This is a genomic window from Bradyrhizobium sp. ERR14, from assembly GCF_014198235.1.
GTDB lineage: Bacteria > Pseudomonadota > Alphaproteobacteria > Rhizobiales > Xanthobacteraceae > Bradyrhizobium.
In genome coordinates this window covers 796,224-808,557 of record NZ_JACIHD010000001.1, presented here as the reverse complement: position 1 = coordinate 808,557, position 12,334 = coordinate 796,224, and the positions used below count along the sequence as shown (strand labels likewise).

11 protein-coding genes are annotated in these 12,334 nt (G+C 65.4%); 5 read left to right on the top strand and 6 right to left on the bottom strand.

From position 1 onward, the window contains the following. Positions 1-60: 60 nt before the first annotated feature. Positions 61-1,563, bottom strand: coding sequence for a class I adenylate-forming enzyme family protein (locus GGD62_RS03995; RefSeq protein ID WP_183234321.1), 1,503 nt, complete (start codon positions 1,561-1,563; stop codon positions 61-63). 4 nt (positions 1,564-1,567) lie between these two features. Further along, positions 1,568-3,412, bottom strand: a complete 1,845-nt coding sequence (locus tag GGD62_RS03990; RefSeq protein ID WP_183707599.1) for an extracellular solute-binding protein — start codon at positions 3,410-3,412, stop codon at positions 1,568-1,570. A 261-nt stretch (positions 3,413-3,673) separates the two neighbouring features. Here GGD62_RS03990 and GGD62_RS03985 point away from each other — a divergent pair, with 261 nt between their 5' ends. Next, positions 3,674-4,498, top strand: a complete 825-nt coding sequence (locus GGD62_RS03985; RefSeq protein WP_183707162.1) for an invasion associated locus B family protein — start codon at positions 3,674-3,676, stop codon at positions 4,496-4,498. A 74-nt stretch (positions 4,499-4,572) separates the two neighbouring features. On the opposite strand, the gene hspQ is transcribed toward GGD62_RS03985, so the two are convergent. Next, on the bottom strand, positions 4,573-4,905 hold the full coding sequence (gene hspQ / locus GGD62_RS03980; RefSeq protein WP_018317973.1) for a heat shock protein HspQ: 333 nt from the start codon (positions 4,903-4,905) through the stop codon (positions 4,573-4,575). Between the two features lie 106 nt (positions 4,906-5,011). Here hspQ and GGD62_RS03975 point away from each other — a divergent pair, with 106 nt between their 5' ends. Beyond that, positions 5,012-5,965, top strand: coding sequence for an AEC family transporter (locus tag GGD62_RS03975; RefSeq protein WP_018317974.1), 954 nt, complete (start codon positions 5,012-5,014; stop codon positions 5,963-5,965). 225 nt (positions 5,966-6,190) lie between these two features. Here the strand turns inward: GGD62_RS03975 and GGD62_RS03970 are convergent, their stop codons facing one another. After that, positions 6,191-7,375, bottom strand: coding sequence for a UbiH/UbiF family hydroxylase (locus tag GGD62_RS03970; RefSeq protein ID WP_018317975.1), 1,185 nt, complete (start codon positions 7,373-7,375; stop codon positions 6,191-6,193). Positions 7,376-7,461: 86 nt separating this feature from the next. On the opposite strand from GGD62_RS03970, the gene pcsA reads away from it, so the two are divergent. The 3 genes from pcsA to GGD62_RS03955 all read left to right on the top strand — a co-directional run bounded on the left by pcsA (position 7,462) and on the right by GGD62_RS03955 (position 10,009). Then, positions 7,462-8,229 carry a phosphatidylcholine synthase gene (pcsA, locus tag GGD62_RS03965; RefSeq protein ID WP_026201945.1) on the top strand — a complete coding sequence of 256 codons (768 nt, stop codon included), beginning with the start codon at positions 7,462-7,464 and terminating at the stop codon, positions 8,227-8,229. Further along, a complete protein-coding gene (locus GGD62_RS03960) occupies positions 8,226-8,960 on the top strand; it encodes a TerC family protein (protein ID WP_018317977.1) in 735 nt (244 codons plus the stop codon). Before pcsA ends, GGD62_RS03960 begins: the two co-directional genes overlap by 4 nt. A 74-nt stretch (positions 8,961-9,034) precedes the next feature. Beyond that, positions 9,035-10,009, top strand: a complete 975-nt coding sequence (locus tag GGD62_RS03955; protein WP_018317978.1) for a quinone oxidoreductase — start codon at positions 9,035-9,037, stop codon at positions 10,007-10,009. 165 nt (positions 10,010-10,174) lie between these two features. On the opposite strand, the gene GGD62_RS03950 is transcribed toward GGD62_RS03955, so the two are convergent. Continuing rightward, positions 10,175-11,365 carry an acetylornithine transaminase gene (locus tag GGD62_RS03950; RefSeq protein WP_183707160.1) on the bottom strand — a complete coding sequence of 397 codons (1,191 nt, stop codon included), beginning with the start codon at positions 11,363-11,365 and terminating at the stop codon, positions 10,175-10,177. Between the two features lie 269 nt (positions 11,366-11,634). Continuing rightward, on the bottom strand, positions 11,635-12,276 hold the full coding sequence (locus GGD62_RS03945) for a hypothetical protein (protein ID WP_183707158.1): 642 nt from the start codon (positions 12,274-12,276) through the stop codon (positions 11,635-11,637). Positions 12,277-12,334: the final 58 nt, after the last annotated feature.

Sequence of the window (12,334 nt, the reverse complement as noted above, 5' to 3'; positions counted from 1 at the left end):
TGCCCCGCAATCTAGTTTGGCCGCCTTAATGCAGCGTCAACGCACCAGGCGAAACTGCGGCTAGACCGGCCCGGAACGGTCGCGAAAAGCTTCGACCATCAGGGGGTTAAGCCCGAGCTCGCTGAGCGCCTCGCGGGCCCGGGTATTGTCCTGGGCGCGTCCGGCCAGCCGGTGGCCGGACAGCCGATCGGGCAGCGCGGTGAGCAGGGCGCCCTGGCCGAGCCGGCGCGCCCATTCCTGGAGGTCGTTGGAGAGGAAGCGGTAGCCGCCGACGGCCATGATACCGGAGGGGGGCGCGGTGATGCAGATTGCGCCGCTCGGACGGTCGAGCCGGGCGGCATAGCCGGTGTCGACATAGTCTCGCGGCGGCTGCGCGATCAGCGTGTCGCCGACCGGCTGCGGCGGGGCATAGGCCGCGATCGGCACCATCGCGCCGCGCAGGCCGAGCGTGCCCTTCGGCGTCAGCAGGATCTCGCCGGCAATGGACGAGCCGGATTGCTCGCGCGGAGCGCCATGCGGCCCGGGCATCACCGCAACGGGCATGCCGTCCTCGCCGCGGCGGGCGCCGAACAGCCCGGCCTCGCCGAACAGGTAGACGTCGGTCAGCGGGGCATGTGGCGCGATCCAGGCATCGCTCGCCGCCACCTGCTCGGGCGCGCGCCACAGGCCGACGACGTTGCGCAAGGTCGGCATCCGCGCCGCCAGGTCGGCATCGCCGAGCCGCAAGGCAAGCTGCGCCGGCGCGATCAGCACCTCGCATCCATGCTCGTTGATCTGCTGCTCCAGCACGTCGTTCTCGAACGGATGATGCAGCGCCAGCGCGCCGCCGGAGAGCAGCCACACCGCGAGCGAGGAGGCGAGCCCTGCGAACGACATCGGTGTGAATGCCGCCATCACGGTCGCGCCCTGCCGGATGTCGGCTTCCAGCGACATCGCAAGGCCACCGGCGATCACGCTGAAATGCGGTCGCGGTACCGGGCGAAAGCCTTCCGCGGTGACGTCGAAGGAGATCATCGCCGCCTTGCGGCCGTCCTGGATCACGGCGCGCGTGGTGCCCGGCGGGCGGGCCAACACGTCGTCGAGCGAAGCCATGCCTTCGGGCAGATCGGTGCCGAAGCCGCAGACGTGACGGATCGAGAAGGCTTCGGCGGCCGCATGCATCGCCAGATCGGCATAGCTGACGCCGTCGACCGTGCTCATGGTGACGATCGCGCGCGCCGCGGTGCGGTTGAGCGCGGCGGTGAGTTCCGCGTGCCGCCAGAGCAGCGGCAGCACGGCGACGACGAGGCCGGCGCGATGGGCGGCGAGCACCGTCAGCACGAACTCGACCGTATTGGGCAGCTGGATGGCGATGACGGAATTGGCCGGCAGGCCCGATTCGACGAAATAGGCCGACAGCGCCTCGATGGCCGTGTCTGCCTCGGCGTAGGTCATCCGCCGCGGCTGATGCCCGGTCACGCGGGCCTTGTTGAGCGGGTCGAGCAGGGCGGGCGCGTGCGGCTGCCGCATCAGCGTGCGCTGAAACAACGTGTCGAGCGTCGGCGATATTGCTGGCTGGTTCACGGCGTCACTTTGCTTGATGAGCTTGCGGCTGCCCCTTCGACCACCAGGTCTCCGGCAGATAGCCTGAGAGCGAGGTGGCCTTGGGCCGTTCTATCCGATTCCAGCGCGCGATCCATTGCTCGGATACGTTAAACAGGGGGATTGTGTAGAAGCCCGCGATCAGGGCGCGGTCGAGCGCCCGCACCGACGAGATGAAATCCGTATGTTCACGGGCCTCGAGCAGGGCGGCGATCATGGCATCGACCGCGCCATCCCTGGCGCCCATGTAGTTGCGCGTCCCCGGATTGTCCGCGGCAGCGCTGCCCCAATAGAAATATTGCTCGTTGCCGGGCGACAGCGACTGGTCCCAGCGGTTCTGAATCATGTCGAATTCGTAAGCGAGCCGACGCTGGTCGAACTGCACGGGGTCGACCGTTCGCACGCTCGGCTCGATGCCGGCGCGCTTGAGGTCGCGCTGGAACGCGAGCGCGATGCGTTCCTGATCGCGGGTCGTGACCAGGATCTCGAAGGTGAAGGGCGCCTTGGTCGCGCGGTTGCGCAGCACCGTGCCGTCGAGCTCGTAGCCGGCGTCCGACAGCAGCTTCAGCGCCGCGCGCAGCGTGGTGCGATCGCGTCCCGATCCGTCAGTCACCGGCAGACGGTAGCTGCCGTCCATGATGTCGGGCCGAATTTGCGCGGCGAAGGGTTTGAGCAGCTCGCGCTCGCGCGCGTCCGCAGGCCGGCCATAGGCCGACAGGTCCGAGCCGGCGAAATAGCCGGCAACGCGCGAATAAAGTCCGAAAAAGTAGTTGCGGTTGACCAGCTCGAAATCGAACAGAAGCGTCAGCGCCTGGCGCACGCGGATGTCGGAGAAGATCGGACGGCGGGTGTTGAACACCAGGAATTCGGAGGGTTGCGGCAGGCCCGGCTTGACGGTGTCACGGATCACCTCGCCGCTTTTGGCGGCCGGAAAATCGTAGCCGTCGTGCCAGCGCAGCGGCTCGTGCTCGACGCGGAAATCATAAAGGCCTCGCTTGAATGCTTCGAACTGGCCGTTGGCCTCGCGAAAATAGTCGAGCCGGATCTCGTCGAAATTGTAGAGCCCGCGGTTGATGGCAAGGTCGCGGCCCCAATAGTCGGGATTGCGCGTCAGCGTCACGCTGGCGCCGGGCTTCACGGCCGTGACGCGATAGGGTCCGGAGCCAATCGGGCTCGTCAGCGTCGTCTCCTCGAAGGTCGCGACATCGACCGCTCGCTTCGACAGGATCGGCATCAGGCCGAGGATCAGCGGCAGCTCGCGGTCGTTGGCGCCTGCGAGGTCGAAGCGGACGGTGAGAGGATCGGTCGCCTCGGCCTTGGCAACTTTGGCGTAGTACTGCCGGTGGTTGGGGCGGCCGTGATCGCGCAGCAGCTGCCAGGAGAACAGCACGTCTTCGGCCGTGACCTGCTTGCCGTCGGAGAAACGGGCGCGCGGATCGAGGTGGAACGTGATGAAGCTTCGCTCGTCGTCGGTTTCGACGCTCCTGGCGAGCAGGCCATAGAGCGTGAACGGCTCGTCATTGCCGCGCGCGAGCAGGCTCTCGACCACGTAGCTCCGTATCTGCTGCACGGCCAATCCCCTCACGATGAAGGGATTGAGGCTGTCGAAGGTTCCGAGAACACCCCAGGTCAAGCGGCCGCCTTTGGGGGCATCGGGATTGGCATAGGGTATGTGGGTGAAATCGGCCGGCATGGCCGGCTTGCCGTGCATGGCGATGGCGTGGGCTTCCTCGGCCCGCGCGCCGCCAGCGGACAGCCCGACCGCGAGCATAGAGCCAAGGACGCAAAGGCGGAGACCGGGGCCCTCGAAAAGGCGCTGGAACTTGAACATCGGCACACGTTGATTCGAGGACCGGCTAGCCTCGAATCCTATCACAGGGAATTTCACCGGGCGCAGCCGCGGATGTGGCCAAAGACGGTTGTCGGCATTGATCTTTTCGTCGGCCACGTTAAGAAGGCGGGCAATCGCGCAAGAGCGCCGAGCCCGTCACTTATCTGCCTCAATTGACGGGAAGAGAGCCGCGCCCAAGGCGGCTTGGTTCGGCGCTTCGGAGCGGTTCGGGCGCTTCCCGTTCAGAAAGGGTTTTCCGCAATGAATTTCCGTTACTTGGCCGCGTCCGTCCGGCCGCGTGGGCGACTTCTCGCCCTGTTGACGGCGACGGCGTTGGCCGTTCCGTTTGCCGCCGAGGCCCAGACCCCGGCGCCGGCCCCGGCCCCGGGGGCGCCCAAGGCGACTCCGGCCCCGAAAGCGCCTCCCAAGGCCGCCCCGAAGGCTCCGGCACCGGCCGCTCAGGCCCCCGCCCAGCAGGCCCCCGCTGCAGGCGCTCCGGCGCAGCAGGGCGCGGCTCAGCCGGCGGATCAGCAGATCCAGCTGATCTACGCCCCCTGGACCAAGTTCTGCCTGAAGGGCCAGGACGCCAACGCCAAGCAGGTCTGCTTCACCGGCAAGGACGGCCGCATCGAATCGGGCCAGCCGGTCATCGCCGCCGTCATCATCGAGCCGGAAGGCGAGCCCAAGAAGATCCTGCGCGTGACGCTGCCGCTCGGCATGCAGCTCGTGCACGGCACCCGCATCATCGTCGACAGCAACGCGCCGCTGCAGCAGCCCTATGTGATCTGCTTCCAGAACGGCTGCATGTCCGATTACGAGGCGACGCCCGAGCTCATCAACAGCATGAAGAAGGGCCAGAATCTCGTTGTCCAGGCAATCAACGCCAACGGCGCGCCGCTGACCCTGCCGCTGCCGCTCGCCGGCGAATTCCAGAAGGCCTATGACGGTCCGCCGACCGATCCGAAGGTGTTCGAGGAAAATCAGAAGAAGCTCCAGGAAGAGCTTCAGAAGAAGGCTGATGAGCAGCGCAAGAAGCTAGAGCAGAGTGGTGCTGCCCCAGGGGCCGCTCCGGCCGGCCAGAAGTAATCGGGACCAGGGTCCTGGACATGAAAAAGGCGCTCTCACGAGCGCCTTTTTTGCTAGCCGTCTGCCAGTGAAATTCAGTTCAGCGAGGGATTGCGCGGGCGGTAGCCGCCATCCTTGTTCTTGATGAAGATCTCGGCCACCTGCGAATGCCGGATCGGCTCGCCGGATTCGTCCGGCAACAGGTTCTGCTCGGACACGTAGGCGACGTATTCGGATTCCGCGTTCTCCGCGAGCAGGTGGTAGAACGGCTGGTCCTTGTGGGGCCGCACCTCCTCGGGGATCGACAGCCACCACTCCTCGGTGTTGTTGAATTCCGGATCGATGTCGAAGATCACGCCCCGGAACGAGAAGATCCGGTGGCGTACGACCTGTCCGATCTGGAATTTGGCGGTCCGCGCTTTAATCATTCCCCGTCGATAGACCAGGATTGTGGCCGATGCTAGTGGCCTCATCTGGAATTAACGTTCACTTCAGGGGCAGATAGCCCCCAAGTCTTCAGAAAATACTTCACCGATGGTCGATATCCTCAATCTGGCGCTACCTTATTTCGGTTTGATCTTCGTCGGTTTTGCCTGCGGCAAGGCCAAGTCCCTGCCGGAATCGGGCCTCGCCTGGATGAACTTCTTCCTGCTCTACGTGTCGCTGCCGGCGCTGCTGTTTGCGATCATGTCGAAGACGCCGTTTGCGGAATTGAACAACCCGCCGTTCCTGGTCGCGACCACGCTGTCGACGGTTGCGGCATTCACCCTGGCGCTGGTGGTCGGCAAGGTTCTGGGACGGTTGACATTGCGCGAGGCGACGCTCGCAGGTCTCTCCGGCGGCTACGGCAATATCGGCTATATGGGTCCTGGCCTGGCGCTCGCTGTGCTCGGGACCAAGGCTGCGGCGCCGACCGCGCTGATCTTCTGCTGCGACAGCATCTTCCTGTTCACGATCGTGCCGCTCCTGATCGAGCTCTCCGACCGCGACCATCCCTCGATCGTGCATGCCTTCGGCGTCGTGCTGAAGCAGATCGTGCTCAACCCGCTGATCATGTCGGCCTGCTTCGGTGCCGCGGTCGCGGCGCTGCATATCGAGATGCCGGTCGCGCTCGACCGCACCATCACCTTCCTCCAGAACGCCGCCGCTCCGACCGCTCTGTTCGTGCTCGGCGTGACCGTGGCGCTGCGTCCGTTCGACCGGGTGCCGTGGGAAGTGCCGGGCGTGATCGCGGTCAAGCTCCTGATCCATCCGCTGGCGGCGTTCGGCCTGATGCTGGCGTTCGGCCCCTTCGCGCAGCCCTGGGCTGCGACCGCCGTGCTGATGGCCTCGCTGCCGCCGGCGCTGAACGTGTTCGTCATCGCCCGGCAGAACGATGCCTGGATCGAATCCGCCTCCGTCGCGGTGCTGCTCGGGACCTTTGCATCCGTGGTCACGCTGACCAGCGTGATGTGGCTGCTTCAGAGCGGACGGCTGGTGTTTCCGTGAGAGCCAGAACTGCTGGCGATACGAACGGTGCGCTTGCGGGGGAGGGTCGGGGAGGGGGTATCTCCGCATGGGGATTGTCTGAAGTCTGCAGAGAAAATCCCTAAAAGGAGAGAGCCCCCACCCGGCGCTTCGCGCCGACCTCCCCCGCAAGCGGAAGAGGTTGGACCGAGCCCGCGGCTCGATCGAACTTAATCCAATTCATCGCGCGCTATCGCGCCTGAGAAACTACCTTCGCCAGGTCGGCGTCAGGCCTTCGCGCATCGCAAATCGCCGGAGCGGGCCGATGGCGCCGAGCAGGTGCATGCCCACGGCGCGGACCGGCTGGAGCGGCAGGAAATCGTTGAGCAGCGAGCGGTTGGCGATGTCGATCGCAAAGGTGCGGCTCAAAACGTCCGGACGCCGTGCGCGGTCGTAGCGCTTGAGCAGGTCGGGCGAGCCGGGATCCTGGCCGGCTGCGATGACCTCGCCCGCGAGCCTGGCAATGTCGGCGGCATCGCGCAGGCCGAGATTGAGGCCCTGGGCACCGATCGGCGGAACCACATGGGCTGCTTCGCCGACCAGCGCAATGCGGTCGCGGCCGAAGGATTTTGGACGTTCGATCGCGAGGGGGAACAGGTTGCGCCCGGGCTCGACGGTCATGCGCCCGAGGATCGAATGCGATTGCTTCTCGATCGCGGCCGACAGCTCGGCATCGCTGAGGCCGCGGAGCCGTTCGGCCTCCGCAGGCGCCGAGACCCAGACGATGCTGGAGCGGTCGCCGGGCAGGGGCACGAACACGCAAGGGCCATGCGGCGTGTGGAACTCGGTCGAGACATTGCGATGCGGCCGCGTGTGACCGACGTTGAAGGTCAGCGCCGTCTGCGTCAGCTCGCGCCGCGTCACCGCGATGCCGGCAGCTTCCCGGCACAGCGAATGCCGGCCGTCGGCGCCGACCACCAGGCGGGCCGAGAGAAATTGCGCGGAGGCCGTGCGGACCGCGACGTCGTCGGCTTCGATGACGACGCTTTCAGCCTCGTCGTCGAAACGGACGAGATTGGGCAGCTCAGCCGCACGCGCTTCCAGCGCCAGCATCAGCGAGCGGTTGTCGATGTTGTAGCCGAAGGCGTCGAGCGCGATTTCGTGACAGGAGAACCGGACCTCCGGCGCGCGGAACAGCCGGCCGGTGTCGTCGACGAGGCGCATGACCTCCAGTGCGGCGGCCTTGTCCTTGCAGCGGGACCAGACGTCGAGCGTCTCCAGCAGTTCGACGGAGGCGCCGAGCAGCGCGGTGGTGCGGTTGTCGGCATAGGGAATGCGCCGCGCCACCAGTGCGGTCCGGGCACCCGCCTGCGCCAGCGCGATCGCTGCGGCAAGTCCGGCCGGTCCACCGCCGATCACGGCGGCGTCATGGAGTGTCGATGCGTCTGTCATGGAACGACAAATGACACGCCCGGCGGCAAATTCAAGCCCGCTGATTCCGCCTGATTTTCTGACTGATTGTGCGACCGGGCGCCGCAATGGCGGATGTGCAAACCGGCCTCATTCTGATAGCAGAAGCCATGGATACCCAGCAGGATTCCCTGAAGCCGAAACCGGCGATCCGCGCCGCGGCCTTTTCGGTGCACATCTTCACCGCGTTCGGCGCGGCGATCGCGCTATTGGCGATGCTGGAGGCCGTGCGCGAGCACTGGGCGGCGATGTTTCAATGGCTGGGCGTCGCCCTGATCATCGACGCGGTCGACGGGCCGATCGCGCGCCGGCTCGACGTCAAGAACGTGCAGCCGAACTGGTCGGGCGACGTGCTCGATCTCGTGGTCGACTTCGTCACCTATGTCTTCGTGCCGGCCTACGCGATCGTCGCCAGCGGCCTGCTGCTGCCGGTCGCGGCGCCCTTGCTCGGCGTCGCCATCATCGTCACCAGCGCACTATATTTCGCCGATCTGCGCATGAAGGCGGACGACAATCATTTCCGCGGCTTCCCGGCGCTGTGGAATGCGGCGGCGTTCTATCTGTTCCTGCTGCACTGGCCGCCGCTGTGGTCGACGCTGCTGGTGGCCGCGCTCGTCGTGCTGACCTTCGTGCCGTTCCACGTGCTGCATCCGGTCCGCGTCGTGCGGCTGCGCTGGCTGACGATGTCGCTGATCGCGATCTGGGCGCTGCTCGCCCTCTACGTGCTGGAGATGGATTTCCGCGTCGGCGCCGGCGTCACCGTCGCGCTCTGCGCGATCGCGCTCTGGATCAGCTTCAGCGATGCGTTGATACGACTGGTAAGATCCTTCGCATGATGCATCTGTTGACCAGCCCCGAAGCCTGGGCCGCGCTGCTCACCCTGACTGCGCTCGAGATCGTGCTCGGCATCGACAACGTCATCTTCCTGTCGGTGATCGTCTCGCGCATCCCCCAGCAACAGGCCGATCGCGCCCGCAAGATCGGGCTCGCTCTCGCGCTGGTCTTCCGCATCATGCTGCTCAGCGTCCTGGTCTGGCTGATCGGCCTGACCGCGCCGGTCTTTTCATTCAAGGGCTCGGACTTCTCCTGGCGCGACCTCATCCTGATCGGCGGCGGCCTGTTCCTGATCGCGAAGGCGACGCACGAGATCCACGCCGAGGTCGAGGCCGATGACGGCGAGGGCGATCAGAAATCCGGCGGTAGCGCCTTCTTCTGGGTGATCATCCAGATCATCGTCATCGACATCGTGTTCTCGCTGGATTCGATCATCACCGCGATCGGCATGGCCCAGGACGTCGAGATCATGATCGCGGCGGTCGTGATCGCCTGCCTGATCATGTACATTTCGTCGGGCCCGGTGTCGCGCTTCGTCGCGGAGCATCCGACCACGAAAATGCTGGCGCTGGCGTTCCTCGTGCTGATCGGCGTTGCGCTGGTCGCGGACGGATTCCAATTCCATATTCCGCGGGGCTACATCTATTTTGCAATTGCGTTCTCGGCGGCCGTCGAATTCTTCAACGTGCTGGCCAAGCGCAATCGCAGGAAGACCAGCACGCCGTCGGTTTAGGCGTTCCAGCTACATCGAGTTGACAAGGCGGGCGCGATGTCTTTCGCTGGCCTTTGAGAAGAGGAGGTCAGGTGATGACCAAAGCGGTCCGTGTGCACAAGGTCGGGGGCCCAGAAGCCCTGGTCTATGAGAGCGTCGATGTCCCGGCGCCCGGCCCCGGCGAGGTGCGCATCCGTCAGCATGCGGTCGGCCTGAACTTCATCGACGTCTATTACCGTACCGGTCTCTACAAGGCGCCGGGGCTGCCCTTCATTGCCGGCAACGAGGCCTCGGGCGAGGTCATCGCCGTCGGGCCCGGCGTGACGCATTTCCATCCGGGCGATCGCGTTGCCTACTACCACAATCTCGGAGCCTATACCGGCGAGCGCAACATTCCCTGGGAGAAGCTGGTCAAGCTGCCCGATCACATCACCCACGAGCAGGGCGCCGTGCTGATGCTCAAGGGGCTGACGGTGTGGTATCTCCTGCACAAGACCTTCAAGGTCGAGCCGCATCACCGCGTGCTGGTTCATGCCGCCGCCGGCGGCATCGGCCTCTTGGCCTGCCAATGGGCGAGGGCGCTCGGGGCCCACGTCATCGGCACGGTCGGCTCGCGCGAAAAGGCCGAGCTCGCCGAGGCCAATGGCTGCGATCACGTCATCCTCTACAACGAGGAAGACTTCGTCGCGCGCGTCAAGCAGATCAGCCGCAACGAGGGCTGCGACGTCGTCTATGACGGCGTCGGCAAGGCGACCTTTCCGGGCTCGCTGTCGTGCCTGAAGCCGCGCGGCATGTTCGTCTCCTTCGGCAACGCCTCCGGCCCGGTGCCGCCGTTCGCGATCGCCGAGCTCAACAATCACGGCTCGCTGTTTGCGACGCGGCCGAAGCTCAACGATTACGTCGGCACGCGCAAGGAGCTGCTCGAAGGCGCCGACACGCTGTTCGCCGCCGTGATCAACGGCAAGCTGCACGTGCCGATCAACCACGCCTACGCGCTGAAGGATGCCGCGAAGGCGCATATCGATCTCGAAAGCCGCAAGACCACGGGGGCTTCGATTTTGAAGCCGTAGGTTCCCGTCATTGCGGGCGAAGCGAGAAAATCAGAACTGTCTCCGCGGATGCTGCTCTCGTAGGGTGGGCAAAGGTGCGAAGCGCCGTGCCCACCCTTTCTGAGTGGTGGGCACGCTTCGCTTTGCCCACCCTACGGCACTGCCTCCAGGAGAACGAGACATTTGCTACGCCACGCGCCGTGCCGCGCCGGCCTTGGTCAAGATCCCATCGAGACAATCGATCATCTCGGCGATCTCTGCCTTCGCGACGTTCAGCGCTGGCATGAAGCGCAGCGTGTCGAGCTGCGGCGCGTTGAGGAGCACGCCTTCCTCGAACGCCTGCGCGACGATGCCGGGCGCGATCGGCAGCTTGAGGTCGAGCGCGAGCAGCAGCCCGCGTCCCCGCACACCGCCGAGGCCGTGCCGGGCCGAGACCTTCTGCAGCTCGCTCTCGAGCAAGAGGCCAGTCTCGGCGACCTGCTTCAGGAAGTCGGGCTTGCTGACCTCCTCGAGCACGGCGAGCCCCGCCGCGCACATGATCGGGTTGCCGTTGAACGTGCCGCCCTGGTCGCCGTGCTCGAAGCACGAGGCGCGTTCGGTTGCGAGCAGGGCAGCGAGCGGCACGCCGCCGCCGATACCCTTGCCGAGCGTCATGATGTCGGGCGCGATGCCGGTGTGCTCGTAGTGGAAGAGTTTTCCGGTCCGGCCCATGCCGGTCTGGATCTCGTCGAAAATGAGCAGCAGGCCGTGCGCATCGGTCAGCGCGCGCAGCTGCTGCAGGAACGCATCGGTCGCGGGCCAGACGCCTGATTCACCCTGGATCGGCTCGAGCATCACCGCGACGGTGTTGTCGTTGATCAGCTTCTCGACCGAGGCGATGTCGTTCAGCTTCGCCTTCTTGAAGCCTGATACTTTCGGCTCGAACAGCGGCTCGAACGCCTTCTTGCCCGAGGCCGACATCGTCGCCAGCGTTCGGCCGTGAAAGCCGCCTTCGAAGCTGATGATCTCGAACGCGCCGCCTTTGTGCAGGCTGCCATATTTGCGCGCGAGCTTGATCGCGCCCTCGTTGGCTTCCGCGCCGGAATTGGCAAAGAACACCTGGTCGAAGGCGCTGTTCGCGACCAGCGCTTGCGCCAGCTTGAGGCTCGGCTCGTTGTAGAACGCCGGGCTCGGCGTCAGCAGCCGCCTGGCCTGTGCGGAAAGCGCGTCGGCAACCGCGGCCGGGGAGTGGCCGAGGCAGTTCACGGCCCAGCCCTGCACGAAATCGAGATAGCGCTTGCGGCCGTCGTCCCAGAGGTAGGAGCCCGCGCCGCGGACGAACACGGCCTTGGGCCGTGCGGTGATGTCCATCAGCGCGTCATACGGATGCGTGGTCATGTCGAACTCCTCTGGAGGCGGGTGGAAAACGGGCGCAAAAAGCAGAAAGGCCGCACCTTGCGGGTGCGGCCTTCTCGAAAACTTCAGCTGAATTCAGTGGTTCAGCGGCGTCGTCGGACATGGCGCACCCTCTCATCGTCGCGGGAGCGACGACGGAGCATTTCGGTGCGCAGGTTGGTCCGGGCGTTGATCATGGGGCGCGTCCGTACAGCCGAATAGCAGGGCTTGTCAAGCAGGCTTTTTGCAGGATGCTCGCCGAGCGTGCATCGTCACGTCGGGTGCGCGGCCTCCACGGCCTCTTCATCGCCCCAATCCGCGTCCGCGATCGCGGTGTCGATCAGCTCACCGCGCAGCAGCTTGAGCGGCGAATTCCAGTACAGAGCGATGTTGTGGAAGGGGTCGGTCAGCACCTTGAACACCCAGACGAGGCCGGTCGTGACGTCACGCGTGGCGAAGAGCTGGAGCATGCGGGCAAGACCGCCACTGACGCCGATCGCGAGCCAGAGCATGCCGACGTGATGGACGAAATCGAGACGCGTGGCGGGCGGATCGAACAGCCCGAACAGGGAAGGGAACGCATACAGCGCAACCGGCGCGCTGCCCCACACCAGCAGCAGGATGATCTTGCGGGTCTGGTTGTAGCCGACCTTGACCGCTTCCTTGTAGTCGTTGCTGACGTCGTTGACGGTATCATAGCCGTTCGGCTCGAAGAAGAAATGCCCGGTCTGCCGCGTCAGCATCGCAAGCCAGCCGACGATGCCCGCGAGCGCTGCGTCCTTGAACAGCAAGGCGTAGCAGCCGAGAAAGATCACGGCGCTGACGAGATGCAGGGTCTGGTTGATGGTGCTCTGGTGGTACAAGCGGTAATCGTCGAAGCGCTGCCTGCGCAGCATGTTCGAGAGACGGCTCATTCGCATTCCTCGCTCGCGTTAAAAGGCGCGGCAGAACTAGGACGAGTCCGTGACCTCT